13 protein-coding genes are annotated in these 14,693 nt (G+C 63.3%); 4 read left to right on the top strand and 9 right to left on the bottom strand.

Features of this window, described 5'->3' with window-relative positions; genetic code table 11:
* Nucleotides 1-38 precede the first annotated feature (38 nt).
* Together C2U70_RS13580 and C2U70_RS13575 are read right to left on the bottom strand one after the other, a co-directional pair.
* A complete protein-coding gene (locus tag C2U70_RS13580; protein ID WP_140978548.1) occupies nt 39-1,046 on the bottom strand; it encodes a TRAP transporter substrate-binding protein in 1,008 nt (335 codons plus the stop codon).
* Nucleotides 1,047-1,105: 59 nt separating this feature from the next.
* Complete coding sequence (locus tag C2U70_RS13575) at nt 1,106-2,809, bottom strand: IlvD/Edd family dehydratase (RefSeq protein WP_186294237.1); 1,704 nt, start codon at nt 2,807-2,809, stop codon at nt 1,106-1,108.
* Nucleotides 2,810-2,995: 186 nt separating this feature from the next.
* On the opposite strand from C2U70_RS13575, the gene C2U70_RS13570 reads away from it, so the two are divergent.
* Complete coding sequence (locus C2U70_RS13570) at nt 2,996-3,679, top strand: GntR family transcriptional regulator (RefSeq protein WP_140978544.1); 684 nt, start codon at nt 2,996-2,998, stop codon at nt 3,677-3,679.
* Here C2U70_RS13570 and C2U70_RS13565 read toward each other — a convergent pair.
* The gene (locus tag C2U70_RS13565) at nt 3,676-4,764 is read right to left on the bottom strand and encodes a TRAP transporter substrate-binding protein (protein ID WP_140978542.1); all 1,089 of its coding nucleotides are present in this window, start codon (nt 4,762-4,764) and stop codon (nt 3,676-3,678) included. The genes C2U70_RS13570 and C2U70_RS13565 overlap by 4 nt on opposite strands.
* 118 nt (nt 4,765-4,882) lie before the next feature.
* Nucleotides 4,883-5,707 carry an NAD-dependent epimerase/dehydratase family protein gene (locus tag C2U70_RS13560; RefSeq protein ID WP_140978540.1) on the bottom strand — a complete coding sequence of 275 codons (825 nt, stop codon included), beginning with the start codon at nt 5,705-5,707 and terminating at the stop codon, nt 4,883-4,885.
* A gap of 90 nt (nt 5,708-5,797) precedes the next feature.
* Here C2U70_RS13560 and C2U70_RS13555 point away from each other — a divergent pair, with 90 nt between their 5' ends.
* Complete coding sequence (locus tag C2U70_RS13555) at nt 5,798-6,766, top strand: SMP-30/gluconolactonase/LRE family protein (protein ID WP_140978538.1); 969 nt, start codon at nt 5,798-5,800, stop codon at nt 6,764-6,766.
* Nucleotides 6,767-6,878: 112 nt separating this feature from the next.
* Here the strand turns inward: C2U70_RS13555 and C2U70_RS13550 are convergent, their stop codons facing one another.
* A complete protein-coding gene (locus tag C2U70_RS13550; protein WP_140978536.1) occupies nt 6,879-8,309 on the bottom strand; it encodes an aldehyde dehydrogenase family protein in 1,431 nt (476 codons plus the stop codon).
* A gap of 356 nt (nt 8,310-8,665) precedes the next feature.
* Between C2U70_RS13550 and C2U70_RS13545 the strand changes: the two genes are divergently transcribed.
* Complete coding sequence (locus C2U70_RS13545) at nt 8,666-9,010, top strand: lectin (protein WP_186294236.1); 345 nt, start codon at nt 8,666-8,668, stop codon at nt 9,008-9,010.
* A 47-nt stretch (nt 9,011-9,057) separates the two neighbouring features.
* Here C2U70_RS13545 and C2U70_RS13540 read toward each other — a convergent pair whose 3' ends face one another.
* On the bottom strand, nt 9,058-11,421 hold the full coding sequence (locus C2U70_RS13540) for a transketolase (RefSeq protein ID WP_140978533.1): 2,364 nt from the start codon (nt 11,419-11,421) through the stop codon (nt 9,058-9,060).
* 133 nt (nt 11,422-11,554) lie between these two features.
* On the opposite strand from C2U70_RS13540, the gene C2U70_RS13535 reads away from it, so the two are divergent.
* Nucleotides 11,555-12,016: an Lrp/AsnC family transcriptional regulator gene (locus C2U70_RS13535; RefSeq protein ID WP_140978531.1), complete on the top strand. Its 462-nt coding sequence runs from the start codon at nt 11,555-11,557 to the stop codon at nt 12,014-12,016.
* 3 nt (nt 12,017-12,019) lie between these two features.
* On the opposite strand, the gene C2U70_RS13530 is transcribed toward C2U70_RS13535, so the two are convergent.
* The 3 genes from C2U70_RS13530 to C2U70_RS13520 all read right to left on the bottom strand — a co-directional run.
* Complete coding sequence (locus C2U70_RS13530) at nt 12,020-13,099, bottom strand: zinc-binding dehydrogenase (protein WP_140978529.1); 1,080 nt, start codon at nt 13,097-13,099, stop codon at nt 12,020-12,022.
* 60 nt (nt 13,100-13,159) lie between these two features.
* Entirely contained in the window at nt 13,160-14,095 is a 936-nt protein-coding gene (locus tag C2U70_RS13525) for a DMT family transporter (RefSeq protein WP_186294241.1), read from the bottom strand.
* Nucleotides 14,096-14,293: 198 nt separating this feature from the next.
* Nucleotides 14,294-14,693 (bottom strand): aldo/keto reductase (locus C2U70_RS13520; RefSeq protein ID WP_140978525.1); only part of this gene is annotated, 400 nt, incomplete at its 5' end.

Below are 14,693 nucleotides of genomic sequence, written 5' to 3'. Positions count from 1 at the left end.
CCCGGGTCAAGCCCGGGCATGACGACTTGGGGTGAGGCTCAGTTCACCGACCGGATCAGATTCTTGATCTTCTCGGCGTGCGGGCCTAGCTCCTTGGCGAGCTTGTCGAGATAGGGATCGGCGATCGTCGTAAAGCTCTTCTTGTCGACGTTGTCGACGATCTTGACGCCCATCTTCTTCAACTTGTCGGCCGCCGTCCGTTCGAGATCGAACGCCTTCTGCGGCTCCTTGGAGCTGATCTCGGCGCCCGCGGCCTGCACCCATCCCTTTTGCTCCGGCGTCAGGCTCTGCCAGAGCTTGTCGGAGATGAAGACAAGTGCATTGTTGGCCTCGTGCTCGGTGATGTTCAGCACCGGCGCCACTTCATAATGCTTGTTGACGAGGTAGACGTTGATGCTGTTCTCGGCGACGTCGACGACGCCGGTTTGCAACGACGTGTAGACGCTGCCAAACGGCATGTGCACGGTCTGGGCGCCATAGGCCGGAAACATCGTGTCCTCCGTCGCGGTCGCCTGCACGCGGATTTTTGCGTTCTTGATGTCGCCGACGTTATGTATCTCCTTCTTGGAGTACATGTGCCGCACGCCCTGCGAGCCCGTCGCGATCACGTGCAGGCCCTGCGTGGTCTCGTCAATCATGGTTTTGAGCGCCTCGAACACGCGAGGATCGGCGAGCCCCTTCACGACGTGGTTCTCGTCGCGGAACAGGAAATGCAGCGACATCACGCCGGCCTGCGGCGAGATCGTCGCGGTGTTGGCGGAGGAGATGATGGCGAATTCGACGTCACCCGCCTTCACGAGCTGCAGCACCTGCGGCTCCTGGCCAAGCTGGGCGCCCGGATACTGATCGATGATCATGGTGCCCTTGCTCAATTCCTTGAGCTTGTCGGCAAAGAGATCGCCGGCGATGGAATAGCCGGTGTTGCGCGGCTGGTCATAGGCGAAGCGATAGTGCTTCACCTCCTGTGCCGACGCGCCGGTAACGAAGAGAACAGCGGCCGTTGCCGCCAGCGCCTGCAAGAATCTCGGCATGGATCGTGCAATCATCGTTTCCCCCTGTTTTATGTCGCCGCTTTAGCGGTCTGAACGTCGTCGCGGGTGCTCTCTCACCCCTTCCCAGTCCTCTGCATGAAGTCGAAATCGCAGCCCTCATCGGCCTGCAAGATGGTTTCGTTGAACAGCCAGGCGTAACCGCGCCTGGCTTCGTCCGGCGCAGCAACGGGCTTCAGCGTAGCCCGCCGCCGTTCCAGTTCTGTGGCATCGACCAGAAGCTCGATGCTTCGCTTTCCGACATCGAGCCTGATCATGTCGCCGTTCTTCACCAGCGCCAGCGGGCCGCCGACGGCGGATTCCGGCGTGATGTGAAGCACGATGGTGCCGAACGCGGTGCCGCTCATGCGTGCGTCCGAAATGCGCACCATGTCCTTGGTGCCGCCACGCGCGAGCTTCTTCGGGATCGGCAGATAGCCGGCCTCAGGCATGCCCGGCGCGCCCTTCGGTCCCGCATTGCGCAGCACCAGCACGTCGTCAGCGGTGACGTCGAGATCGGGATCGTCCACCCGGAGCGTCATGTCCTCGACGGATTCGAAGACGACAGCGCGTCCGGTGTGCTGCAGCAGCTTTGGGCTCGCGGCCGACTGCTTGATGACGGCGCCGCGCGGCGCGAGATTCCCGTGCAGGACGGCGAGCCCGCCTTCGGTCTTGATCGGATTGCTGCGTGGGCGGATCGCGTCCTGCCCCGGCACCTCTTCGGCACCGGCGACGACGTCGCGCAGCGTCTGCCCGGAAATCGTCTTCGCATCGAGATCGATGAGGTCGCCGAGCTGCGCCAATAGCTTCGGCACGCCGCCGGCGTGATGGAAATGCTCCATATAGTGCTCGCCGGACGGCTTGAGATCGACCAGCACAGGCACTTCGCGGCCGAGCTGGTCGAAGACGCCGAGGTCGAGCCGGTGCGGCGAGCGGTGCGCCATCGCGGTCAGATGGATCAGGCCGTTGGTGGAGCCGCCGATCGCCTGCAGCACGACCTGCGCATTCCTGAACGACGCAGGTGTCAACACCTCGCTTGGCTTCGGCCCCTTCGCCTTGGCCATCTCTGCCGCGACCTTGCCGCTGGCTTCCGCAAGGCGAAAGCGCTCGGCATGCGGCGCGGGGATGGTCGCGCTCATCGGCAGCGACAGGCCCATCGCCTCGATCATGCAGGCCATGGTGGAGGCCGTGCCCATCACCATGCAGGTGCCGACCGAGGGTGCAAGGCGGCCGTTGACGGCCTCGATCTCGGCGTCGATGTCGCCGGCACGATACTTTGCCCAAAGCCTGCGGCAATCGGTGCAGGCGCCCAGCACCTCGCCCTTGTGATGGCCGACGACCATCGGACCCACGGGAATGACCACCGTCGGAAGGTCGGCGCTGATCGCTGCCATCACTTGCGCTGGCAAGGTCTTGTCGCAGCCACCGATCACGATCACCGAATCCATCGGCTGCGCCCGGATCATCTCCTCGGTGTCCATCGCCATCAGATTGCGCAGATACATCGAGGTCGGATGCGCAAAGCTTTCGGCGATCGAGATGGTCGGAAACACGAACGGCATCGCGCCCGACAGCATCACGCCGCGCTTCGCGGCTTCGATGATCTGCGGCACATTGCCGTGGCAGGGATTGTAGTCGCTATAGGTATTGGTGATGCCGACGATCGGGCGCTCCAGCGCGTCGTCGGAATAGCCCATGGCCTTGATGAAGGCTTTCCGCAAGAACAGCGAGAATCCGGCGTCGCCGTAGCTCGTCAGCCCCTTGCGCAAGCCGCTCGTCATCATGCCGCTCCCTTCCAGATTACCATTGTCCTACAGACTGGCCCCAGATTGTCAATAACACTGAAGGATAGCCTGTAAATTCGAGCCAATCCGGGTCCCGCGACAACCAGATTATTGACAATCTAGCCTTCCCTGCCCCACAGAAGTGCCTGGACCCCGGGCCTTGGCCGGCTAGGAGGCAGAGGGATGGCCGACACTTCAAGCGTCGAAATGCCGACGCTCCGGCGGGACGACCCCGATGACGTGGTCGGCCGGCTGGAGGAGGACATCATCTTCGGCCGCTTCCCGCCGGCGGCGCGGCTGACCGAGGACGCGCTGATGTCGCGCTACGGCACCTCACGCCATTTCGTGCGCCAGGCGCTGGTCGAGATGGAACGGCGCGGCATCGTCCGCCGCGAGAAGAACGTCGGCGCCACCGTGCGGTTCTTCTCCGCCGAAGAGATCAGGCAGATCTACGAGGTGCGGGAAATGCTGACGCGGCAGGCCGCGCTGATGATCCCCCTGCCCGCGCCACAGAGCCTGATCGACGAGATCACCGAGCTGCAGCGGCAATATTGCACAAGGGCCGACGCGCACGATTTGCGCGGCATCCACGAGGCGAACGACGCCTTCCACGTCGCGCTGTTTTCGGCCTGCGGCAATCCGTATCTGGTACGCGCGCTGCAGGACTACATGAACCTGACGCTGCCGATGCGCGCAAAGAACCTCGCCGACCGCGAGGGCCTCGCGCAATCACGCCGCCAGCACGACATGATGATCGACCTGTTGAAGGGCCGCGACAGCTGGGCGCTGGCGCAGCTCTGCGTCGACCACATGCAGTTCAGCAAGTCGGATTATCTGGCGCGGATCGCGGGCGAGGCCCGGCGTTAGCCCTTGCGCGTCTTGCTGAGCAGATAGTTGTCGTAATAGTTCTCCGCGATCTGCGTGTAGAACAGCACTTCCTTCATATAGGCGTCGTGGCTCTCCTTGGTCTTCTTGAACAGCGGACTCTTCTCGGCGATCTCGTTCAGATAGTCCTGCGTGGCCTTGTAGCAGGCTTCCATGACCGGCTGCGGGAAGGCACGCAACTCGGCACCGCCGGCGATCAGCCGTTTGAGCGCGGCGGGATTTACGCTGTCGTATTTTTCGATCATCCATGAGCCCGCTGCCGCGCCGGCTTGATTGAGGATCGCCTGATACTGCTTGGGAAGCGCGTTCCACTTCTCGTCGTTGATGACCATGTGCAGCATGGCGCCGCCTTCCCACCAACCGGGGAAGTAGTAGTACTTCGCCACCTTGTAGAAGCCGAGCTTTTCGTCGTCATAGGGACCGACGAACTCGGCGGCATCGATCGAGCCCTTGTCCAGCGCCGAATAGACGTCACCGCCAGCGATCTGCTGCGGCACGATGCCGAGCTTTGCGAGCACATGGCCGCCCATGCCGGCGATGCGGAATTTAAGGCCGTTGAGATCCTCGACCGTCTTGATCTCCTTACGGAACCAGCCGCCCATCTGCGTGCCGGAATTGCCGCAGAGGATGGCGTGCGCCTTGAACGGTTTTAGCGCCTCGTTGCAGAGATCGGCGCCGCCACCAAAGCTCCACCAGGAGTGCTGATGCCTGTGGTTCATGCCGAACGGCGCGCCAGTCGCGTAGGCCAGCGCCGGCTCCTTGCCGATGTAGAAGTAGAGCGGCGTTTGCGCGACCTCGACGGTGGCCGAGCTCACGGCATCGAGCGCCTGCAGGCCCGGCACGATCTCGCCGGCCGCAAAGGTCTGGATCTGGAATTTGTTGTCGGTGGCATCGGCAACATATTTCGCAAAGGTCTGCGCCGTGCCGAAAATCGTGTCGAGCGATTTCGGGAAGCTCGAGGTCAATCGCCATTTGATCTCGGGTGCGCTCTGCGCGATCGCGGGGGCGGCCACCAACGTCGTCGCGCCGGCGAAGGCACTGCCCTTGAGGAATGTCCGGCGTTTCATGACGTGCTCCCTGGATTGCAATGGCATAGACCATGTTACGATAAATCGTCCCCGGCCGCTTTGACCTCCATCATAACGGACGACAAGGCGGGCCGGATAGGTGCGCCGTGTCGCGCGACTAGCGCTTGGACCAGTCGATGATGCGGCCCGGGTCGGCGTCGAACTCCATGCTGCAGAACGTGCCGCCCTGGAAAAAATCGCCGACCGGATCGGGCTTCAACTTGGCCTGCTCCGCCATCGCGTGCTCGCGGAAATCTTCGGCGCGGCCGGTCGGGCGATAGCCGAGTTCGTAGGCGCGGTGGTTGTCCCACCAGGCACGCTCGTTGAAGGACGCACCGTAGAAGACCTCGAAATGGATATCGGGATGCTCGAGCCCGATGCGGCAGAGCTGCACCAGATCCTCCGGCTTGAGCCAGATCGCGAGCCGGCGCTGGTCGAGCGGCCTTTCGCCGAAATTGCCGATGCGCAGACAGGTGACCTTCAGCCCGTGCTTGTCGGCATAGAGCGCACCGACCGCCTCGCCGAACACCTTGCTCACGCCGTAGCGGCTGTCGGGACGCGCGGTGACGTCGGTGCCGATCTTGTGATGGCGCGGATAGAAGCCGACCGCGTGGTTGGACGAGGCGAAGATCACGCGCTTGACGCCCTTCTTGCGCGCCGCCTCGAACAGATTGTAGCCACCGATGATGTTGGCCTGCAAAATATCGTCCCAGGAGCCTTCGACCGAATAGCCGCCAAAGTGCAAAATGCCGTCGACGCCCTCGCAGATCGCCTCGCATTGCGCGAGATCGGCAAGGTCGGCCGCCTTGAAGGTCTCGCCCTTGCCGAGATCGGCCGGCGGCTTGATGTCTGACAGCACGAGGTCCGGATAGATCGGCGGCAACAGTTTTCGCAGGCTCGTGCCGATTCCGCCCGAAGCTCCCGTCATCAAGATACGCGGCATGTCTTTCCTCATCGGTAGCGCACGATTTGCGATCACATGTCTCTAATGATAGCAGATTTGTCCAGAGGGAACGCAACAACGAGAACGCACATGTCGGATGCATCGTCCCACACCCAAGGCTGGCGCCCCGCGACCTACTATCCCGATCCGGCGATCCATGCCCTCGATCCACGCTTCGAAAAATACTGGCTGAAACTCTCGGCCGTGGAGCGGCTCACGACCGGTCTGCGCTGGGCCGAGGGCCCGGTGTGGTTCGGCGACGGGCGGTATCTCCTGTGCAGCGACATCCCGAACCAGCGCATCATCAAATGGGAGGAGGAAACCGGCGCGGTCAGCAATTTCCGCAAACCCTCCAACTTCGCCAACGGCAATACGCGCGACCGCCAAGGCCGGTTGATTACCTGCGAACATGGCGGCCGCCGCGTGACCCGCACCGAATATGACGGCTCGATCACGGTGCTGATGGATTCATTCGACGGCAAGCGGCTCAACTCGCCGAACGATGTGGTGGTGAAGTCCGACGGCTCGATCTGGTTCACCGATCCGATCTTCGGCATCCTCGGCAATTACGAGGGCTACAAGTCCGAGCCCGAGATCGACATGAACGTCTACAGGCTCGACCCGGAGACCCGCAAAGCCACCGTCGTCGCCGAGGGTGTGCTTGGACCGAACGGGCTCGCCTTCTCGCCGGACGAGAAAATCCTCTACCTCATCGAATCCCGGGGCGTGCCGACTCGCAAGATTCTCGCCTATGACGTTTCGCCTTCCGGTGACAGGCTTTCGAACAAGCGCGTCTTCGTCGACGCGGGTCCCGGCACGCCGGACGGTTTCCGCGTCGACATCGACGGCAATCTCTGGTGCGGCTGGGGCATGGGCGATCCCGAGCTCGACGGCGTCGTGGTGTTCGCGCCCGACGGCGTCATGATCGGCCGCATCGCGCTGCCCGAGCGCTGCGCCAACCTCTGCTTCGGCGGGGTGAAACGCAACCGCCTGTTCATGGCGGCGAGCCAGTCGATCTACGCGCTGTATGTGAACACGCAGGGCGCGCTGGGGGGATAGTCTCTCTGCTTGTCATTCCGGGTTCGTCGCTTTGCGACGCCCCGGAATGACGGAAACAAAAACGCCGGAGCGGTTTCCTGCTCCGGCGTTTCATTTGCTCACGCGAGACGGCTTACGCCGCGTTGTACCCGGCGACCGCCTTCACCTCGAGATATTCCTCGAGGCCGTACTTGCCCCATTCGCGGCCGTTGCCGGACTGCTTGTAGCCGCCGAACGGCGCGGTGCGGTCGTTCGGCACGCCCTGCAGGTTGACGTTGCCGGCGCGGATCTGGCGCGCGACCTTCCGGGCGTTCTCGACCGTGTCGGCGGTGACGTAACCCGCGAGACCATAAGGCGTGTCGTTGGCGATGCGCACGGCGTCGGCTTCGTCCTTGGCGCCGATGATGGTCAGCACCGGTCCGAAAATTTCCTCGCGGGCGATCGTCATCTCGTTGGTGACGTCGGCGAAGATGGTCGGACGGACATAGAAGCCCTTGTTGACGCCCTCGGGGAGACCCGGGCCGCCGGAGACAAGCGTTGCACCTTCGTCGATGCCCTTCTTGATCAGCGCCTGGATCTTGTCCCACTGGCCGCGGTTGACGACCGGGCCGATGGTGGTGCCTTCGCCGCGGGGATCGCCGGCCTTGGTCTTGTCGGCCACCGCCTTCGCGATCGCGGCCACTTCCTTCATCTTCGACAACGGCACGATCATGCGCGAGGGCGCGTTGCAGGACTGGCCGGAATTGTTGAACATGTGCATCACGCCGCCGGTCACCGCCTTCTGCAGGTCGGCACCTTCGAGGATGACGTTCGGCGACTTGCCGCCGAGCTCCTGGCTGACGCGCTTCACGGTCGGCGCGGCGCGCTTGGCAACGTCGACACCGGCGCGGGTCGAGCCGGTGAAGGAGATCATGTCGATATCGGGATGCTCGCTCATGGCGGCGCCGACCTCGGGGCCGAGGCCGTTGATGAGGTTGAACACGCCCTTCGGCACGCCGGCTTCATGGAGGATTTCTGCGAAGATCAGTGCCGAGGTCGGGGTAAACTCCGACGGCTTCAAAATCATGGTGCAGCCGGCGGCGAGCGCCGGCGCCACCTTGCAGGCGATCTGGTTCAAGGGCCAGTTCCAGGGCGTGATCATGCCGACGACGCCGACAGGCTCGCGCAGCACGGTCGCGGTACCGACCTGCTCCTCGAAGTGATAGTTCTTGAGCACGTCGAGGGTCGCCATGATGTGGCCGAGGCCGGCGCCAGCCTGCAGCTTCTCCGCCATCGGCAGCGGCGCGCCCATCTCGTCCGAGACCGCAGCGCCGATCTCTTTCATGCGGCCCTTGTAGATCTCGACGACTTTCGTGAGCAGCGCGATGCGCTCCTCGCGGCTGGTCTGGGAATAGGTCGCGAAGGCGCGCTTGGCGGCGGCAACCGCCTTGTCAACGTCGGCCTTGGAGCCGATCGCAATCTCGTACATCGGCTCTTCCGTCGCCGGGTTGACGACCGGAATGGACTTCTTGACGGCGGGATCGACCCAGGCACCGTCGATGTAGAATTGCATGCGATTGACCATTTTGGACCTCTTCTTTTCGCAATGGAGGGGCGTTTCGGCAGGCATCCTTGCACGAAAGCCGGGGGAGTTGAACCCGCCCCGATGCTTGACCTGCGATGCGGCGGACAGGGGAATATATGATCGGACGCCGGGCCGGTGGCAAGATGCAGACCGGAGCGGTTACCTCAGCGAAACGCCGCCCCTCATAGGGAACGAGCGCGCCCTATCGCTCAGTGAACTCCCATAAGACAACAATCTTGGCGTGTTAGCCAGTTCACATGCGTTTTCGGAGCTACCGGCTATCCTGCCTTTCGAATGCACCGTCTCCGCATTCCCGACCTTTTCGATCACGAAATTCAGATTTGAAGGAGAGCTTGATGTCTGACCGCCTCTCGCCCGGACAAGCACTGCATCACGGCGATTCCATTATGTCCTCGGACAACCGTTTTCGCCTGACCATGCAAACGGACGGCAATCTCGTCATCTACCGAACTCGCGATGGCCATCCGATATGGGCTTCGAATACGGCGCAGAGCGACGTCGATCGCGCCGTCATGCAGACCGACGGAAATTTCGTGCTCTATCACGTCAACAACGCGCCCGCCTGGGCATCCAACACTCCCGGCGCACCGGGCAGCTGGCTCGTCATGCAGACTGACGGCAACCTGGTCATCTACCGGCCGAACTTCCCGATCTGGGCGAGCAATACCGTTCAGCACTGAACGACGACCGAAAACGGCCCTCCCCGCCTGGCGGAGGGCCGCTTTCGTCACACCGCCATCTTGCGATGCAGGACCGGCGCACCGGTGGTGAGGCTTTCGGCCGCATCGATGATGGCGTTGGCGTTGATGCCATGGTGGCGGTAGAGGTCGTCAATCGTGCCGGTCTGGCCGAACTGCTCGACGCCGAGCGCCTCGACGCGATGGCCGCGAACGCTGCCGAGCCAGCCGAGGGTGGCCGGATGGCCGTCGATCACGGTCACGATGCCGCAATCGCGGGTGAGCGGCGCCAGCAGTTTTTCGATATGGCTGAGATGCTGCACACCGCGACGGTCGCGGCGCAATTTCCGTGCGGCGGTCCATCCCGCATGCAGGCGGTCCGCCGAGGTGATCGCGAGCAGGCCGACGTCGCGCCGGCTCTCGCCGATGAAGCCGGTGGCTTCGATCGCTTCCGGCGCCAATGCGCCGGTATAGGCGATCACGACTTCGGCATTGGGGCCGGGCTCGCGCAGCCAATAGGCACCGTCAGTGACGTTCTTCGCAAGCTCCGGTGTCATGATCCGCTGCACCTGGTCGATGCTGCGCGTCGACAGCCGCAAATAGACCGAGCCGCCCTCGCCGGCATCACGCTGCATGTGGTCAAAGCCCCACCCCATGATCGCGGCCAGCTCGTCGACGAAGGCGGGCTCGAACGAGGCGAGCCCGTCCTGCGCCATGCCGATCAGCGGCGTCGCAATCGACTGATGCGCGCCGCCCTCAGGCGCGAGCGTGATCCCTGAGGGTGTCGCCGCCACCATGAAGCGCGCATCCTGGTAGCAGGCGTAGTTGAGCGCATCGAGGCCACGCTCGATGAAGGGATCATAGAGCGTGCCGACCGGCAACAGCCGCTCGCCATTGATCTGGTGCGACAAGCCGAGCGCGGAGAGCATGATGAACAGATTCATCTCGGCGATGCCGAGCTCGAGATGCTGCCCCTTAGGCGAGGCATCCCAGTTGAAGGTCGATGGAATTTTCTCGCTGCGGAATAAATCCGCCTTCTCGGCGCGCGCGAACAGGCCGCGGCGGTTCACCCAGGGGCCGAGATTGGTGGAGACCGTGACGTCCGGCGACGTGGTGACGATGCGCCTGGCGAGTTCGCTGTCGCTGCGCGCGATCTCGTTGAGGACGAGGCCAAAGCCCTGCTGGGTCGACATCTGCGGCGACGGCTTGAAGGCGAGCTGCGCCGGCACCTCGATGGTGGGCGCGGTCAGTCGCCGGCCGTCCTGATTGAACGGCACGCGCGCGAGGAACGCTTCGAGCTCGGCCGCGCCTTGTGCGAGCCCTTCGAACTTGTCCCACTCGTGGCCGGGACGGATATTCTGGCTCTCGCGGTATTTTTCCATCTGCGCGACCGTCATCAGGCCGGCGTGATTGTCCTTGTGGCCCTGGAACGGCAGGCCGACGCCCTTGATGGTGTAGGCGATGAAGCAGACCGGGCGATCGTGATCGATCTTTTCGAACGCCTCCAGCATGCTCGCCATGTCGTGGCCGCCGAGATTGGACATCAGCGCCAAGAGCTCGTCGTCGTTGCGCTTGTCGATCAGCTTCGTGATCGGTCCCTGGTCGCCGATCTCGTCGTGCAAATGCTTTCGGAAGGCTGCGCCGCCCTGAAAGCACAGCGCCGCATAAAGCGCGTTCGGGCAATTGTCGATCCAGGTCTTCAGCGCCGCGCCGCCTGGCTCGGCAAACGCCTCGCGCATCAGCCGGCCGTACTTCACGATGACGACGTCCCAGCCGAAATTACGGAACACGGTCTCGAACTTTTCCCAGAGCCCTTCGCGCACGACGGCGTCGAGCGATTGCCTGTTGTAGTCGACCACCCACCAGGTGTTGCGCAGGCCGTGCTTCCAGCCTTCGGCAAGCGCCTCGAAGATGTTGCCCTCGTCGAGTTCGGCGTCGCCGACCAGCGCGATCATCCGCCCTTCGCGGCGATCCTTCATCCAGCCATGCGACTTGACGTAATCCTGTACCAGCGAGGAAAACAGCGTCTGCGCGACGCCGAGCCCGACCGAGCCCGTCGAGAAATCGACGTCGTCGACATCCTTGGTGCGCGAAGGATATGACTGCGCACCCTTGAAGCCGCGAAAATTCTCCAGCTTCTCGCGCGTCTGTCGGCCGAACAGATACTGGATGGCGTGGAACACCGGGCTCGCATGCGGCTTCACCGCGACGCGATCCTCGGGCCGCAACACATGGAAATACAGCGCCGACATGATGGTCGCGAGCGATGCGGAGGAGGCCTGATGGCCGCCGACCTTCAGCCCGTCGGTATTCGGGCGGATATGGTTGGCGTGGTGGATGGTCCATGATGACAGCCACAGCGCTTTGCGGCTGAGCGCGGACAGGGTGTCGAGGCGAGCGAAATCGACGGGCATGGCGATGCTCCGGAGAAATATGGCCCGATCATAGCTCCGCCGGCCCCTTCAGAATTCTCAAACTTTCGCGCCATACCGTCCAGAATTGGGATAATTTACCAATGATCTGGTCCTCGCCACAGGTTTTATTCCAATGCCCGAGCTCGACGCCATCGACCGAAAAATCCTCGCTTTGCTCCAGACCGACAGCCGGATGACCATGCAGGAACTCGCCGACAAGGTCGGCCTCTCGGTCTCGCCTTGCCACCGGCGCGTCAAGCTTCTGGAAGAGCGCGGCGTCATTACGCGCTACATCGCAACCGTGGACCAGAAGGCGCTGGGTCTGCACGTCAGCGTCTTCATCTCGATCAAGCTGGCGCGCCAGAAGGAAGAGGATCTCAACCGCTTCGCCAAAGCGATCTCGAAATGGGACGAGGTGCTCGAGTGCTATCTGATGACCGGCAACCGCGACTATCTCTTGCGCGTCGTCGCAGCCGACCTTGCTTCCTACGAAACCTTCCTGAAGACCAAGCTGACCCGGCTCGACGGCATCGCCTCGATCGAGTCGAGCTTTGCGCTGAGCCAAGTGAAGTATTCGATCGCGCTGCCGGTGTAGCGGCTATTTCCAGGGCTGCACGATGATCTTGGTGTGCACCTCGGGATTGGCGAGATCGGCGAACGCTTTTGCCACACCATCGATGCCGACAGTGGCCGTCACCATCGCGGCGGCGTCCACCTGCCCTTCCGCGATCAGGCGCAGCGAATACGCAAACTCCTCCGGCGTGTAGCCGAGCACGTACTGAACGTTGAGCTCCTTCATAATGCCGAGCATGGGCTCGCATCTGTCGCTCTCCATGCAGACGCCGACCACGACGACTTTTGCATCGCGCGGCGCGCCTTCGAACACCTGCTGCAGCAGGCCGGGCACGCCGACGCATTCGAAGATGACGGCGGGCTTGAGCGCGGGCAGCATGGCCTGGAGCGGCGGCCGCGCCGCCTTCTCGGCGTCCGACATCTGCGCGTGCTCGGCCCAGGTCGCATAGGGCTGCGACACTCTTGGATCGACGACGATATCGGCGCCGAGCTTTGCCGCGAGCGCCCGCCGTGTCGGCGAGTAGTCGGCGGCGACGATCGGGTGCAATCCCCTGATCTTCAATGCGGCGATGACAGCAAGCCCGACCGGCCCGCAACCGATGACGAGCGGCACTTCCTTGCCCGTGATGTTGGCCTTGGCAACGGCGTGAACGCCGACCGCGAGCGGCTCGGTGAGTGCGGCATGCTCGGGAGCAAGGCCATTGGGCACCTCAAGCAAAAGCGGCTCGCTCAGCAGCATCTGCTCGGCATAGCCGCCGACGAGGTCGTTGGAATAGCCGATGCCCATAATGCCCTGTGGCGTCAGCAGCGCCGGCAGCGAGCAGACATGGGTGCCAGGCTTCAGCTTGCGTTCGGTTCCGGGGCCATAGTCGACGATCTCGCAGCAGAACTCGTGGCCGAACACCACGTCGCGGGAAACGTCCATCGGCGTACGCCCGAGCTTCTTGGCCATCTCGGCCATCCGGGGAGCGTGCTGGCGGGCGTGGAGATCGGAGCCGCAGATGCCGCAGGCGAGCGTCTTAACCAGCACCTGGCCGGCGCCGGGTTTCGGCTCCGCCATGCGGTCGACGACAATCTCACCGTTCCTGAAAATCGCAGCGCGCATCCGGCTCCTCCCTTTTCGTTGGAGCCGTTGATAGCACAAAGCCGCAAAAGAGATATTGCGTCAGGCGTTCGGCGAACGCTCTTCCAGCACCAGAAGCTGGTTGCGGCGGATGCGCTCGCGATGGGCGATGTAGAGGCCGCTCGCGACGATGAAGGCGGCGCCGGTCACGGTCCAGACATCGGGCACTTCCTTGAACAGGAAGAAGCCCAAAATGCTGACCCAGAGCAGTTGGGTGTAGGAGAACGGCGCCAGCACCGAGGCATCGCCGTAGCGATAGGCCAGTACGATGATCCACTGTCCGACCGTGGACGCGACGCCGATGAAGATGCCGAGGCCGACTGCGCTCCAGGACGGCGTGACCCAGACGAACGGCACCATGAGGGTCAGCAGCGTCACGCCCGTCAATGCGGAATAGGCCATCGTGGTCAGCACGGCTTCGCGTCCGCTCATCATGCGGGTCAGGATCAGCGCGGCCGCCCAACAGAAAGCCGAGATGATCGGGAAGAACGCCGCGAGGTGAAACGCGCTGGTGCCAGGCCGCAGGATGATCACCACGCCCATCAGGCCGATCGCGGTCGCGATCCAGCGGCGCACGCCGACCTTCTCGCTCAGGAACACGATCGACAGCGCGGTGACGAACAGCGGCGAAACGAAGCCGGTGGCGGAGGCCTCCGCGATCGGGAGGTAGCGCAGGCCCGTGATGAAGAACAGCGAGGAGCCGAGCAGCACCGCGCCACGCATCAGCTGCAGGCCGAGCCGCTCGGTGCGCATGGCGTAGAGCGGCGAGACCGGCAGCATCACCGGCGTGAACATCAGCGCAAACGTCAGGAAGCGGATCCAGGTGATCTCGATCGACGGCAACTCGGTCGAGAGATATTTTGCCGTGACGTCGGAGCAGCCGAGGAAGATCGTCGACAGCAGAACCAGCGCAATGCCCTTGAAGGGATGATCGACGCGCGCAGGTGCGCGGCGAGCGGCCTGCTTCTTCTCGGGCATGGGCACGGAGACGCTGTCGAGCCTGAGGGCTGCGGCGGGAGGCGGGGTCACGGCTGGAACTCAGCGAAATAAATGTCGATTCGGATGAGCCCATAAAAAACGACAAAAGGGCTCGTTTCACAACGCCCGAAAACAGGAAGCCGATATGCGCTGAGGTCCGCGCGCGTCAACGCTCCATTAATAAAGGCCCGTTTTGCACTACAGCATTGGCAGGCCGCGTGGCTTCGGACCGCGCGGAAACGCCGCATCGAGCGCCGCAATCTCGTCTTTCGTGAGTGTGATGTCGCCAGCGGCCGCATTTTCGGCGGCGTGTTCCGCGCTCGAGGCCTTCGGAATCGCGAACACCGTAGTCTTCCGGGTCAAGAAGCTCAGCGCGACCTGACGCGGCGTCGCACCGTGCGCCTTCGCGATCTGTGCCAGCACCGCGCCACCCTTGCTGCTCGCAGCGGGAAAATCATCGTGACCGAACGGCGAATAGTCCACCACGGCAACGCCGTGCATCTCGCACCACGGGATCACGGCATGCTCGATCGCGCGCTCCTTGAGATGATAGAGCACCTGATTGCAGGCGATCTTGCCCTCGCCGGCGACGTCGAGG

It is taken from the genome of Bradyrhizobium guangdongense (genome assembly GCF_006483445.1).
Classification (GTDB): Bacteria; Pseudomonadota; Alphaproteobacteria; order Rhizobiales; family Xanthobacteraceae; genus Bradyrhizobium; species Bradyrhizobium guangdongense_A.
This window is presented reverse-complemented; position numbering and strand designations above follow the sequence as displayed.

Bases quoted from the DNA above. Each gene is read 5' to 3' on its own strand.
- C2U70_RS13580 (WP_140978548.1), bottom strand. From the start codon at position 1,046: ATGATTGCACGATCCATGCCGAGATTCTTGCAGGCGCTGGCGGCAACG.
- C2U70_RS13575 (WP_186294237.1), bottom strand. From the start codon at position 2,809: ATGACGAGCGGCTTGCGCAAGGGGCTGACGAGCTACGGCGACGCCGGA.
- C2U70_RS13570 (WP_140978544.1), top strand. From the start codon at position 2,996: ATGGCCGACACTTCAAGCGTCGAAATGCCGACGCTCCGGCGGGACGAC.
- C2U70_RS13565 (WP_140978542.1), bottom strand. From the start codon at position 4,764: ATGAAACGCCGGACATTCCTCAAGGGCAGTGCCTTCGCCGGCGCGACG.
- C2U70_RS13560 (WP_140978540.1), bottom strand. From the start codon at position 5,707: ATGCCGCGTATCTTGATGACGGGAGCTTCGGGCGGAATCGGCACGAGC.
- C2U70_RS13555 (WP_140978538.1), top strand. From the start codon at position 5,798: ATGTCGGATGCATCGTCCCACACCCAAGGCTGGCGCCCCGCGACCTAC.
- C2U70_RS13550 (WP_140978536.1), bottom strand. From the start codon at position 8,309: ATGGTCAATCGCATGCAATTCTACATCGACGGTGCCTGGGTCGATCCC.
- C2U70_RS13545 (WP_186294236.1), top strand. From the start codon at position 8,666: ATGTCTGACCGCCTCTCGCCCGGACAAGCACTGCATCACGGCGATTCC.
- C2U70_RS13540 (WP_140978533.1), bottom strand. From the start codon at position 11,421: ATGCCCGTCGATTTCGCTCGCCTCGACACCCTGTCCGCGCTCAGCCGC.
- C2U70_RS13535 (WP_140978531.1), top strand. From the start codon at position 11,555: ATGCCCGAGCTCGACGCCATCGACCGAAAAATCCTCGCTTTGCTCCAG.
- C2U70_RS13530 (WP_140978529.1), bottom strand. From the start codon at position 13,099: ATGCGCGCTGCGATTTTCAGGAACGGTGAGATTGTCGTCGACCGCATG.
- C2U70_RS13525 (WP_186294241.1), bottom strand. From the start codon at position 14,095: ATGCCCGAGAAGAAGCAGGCCGCTCGCCGCGCACCTGCGCGCGTCGAT.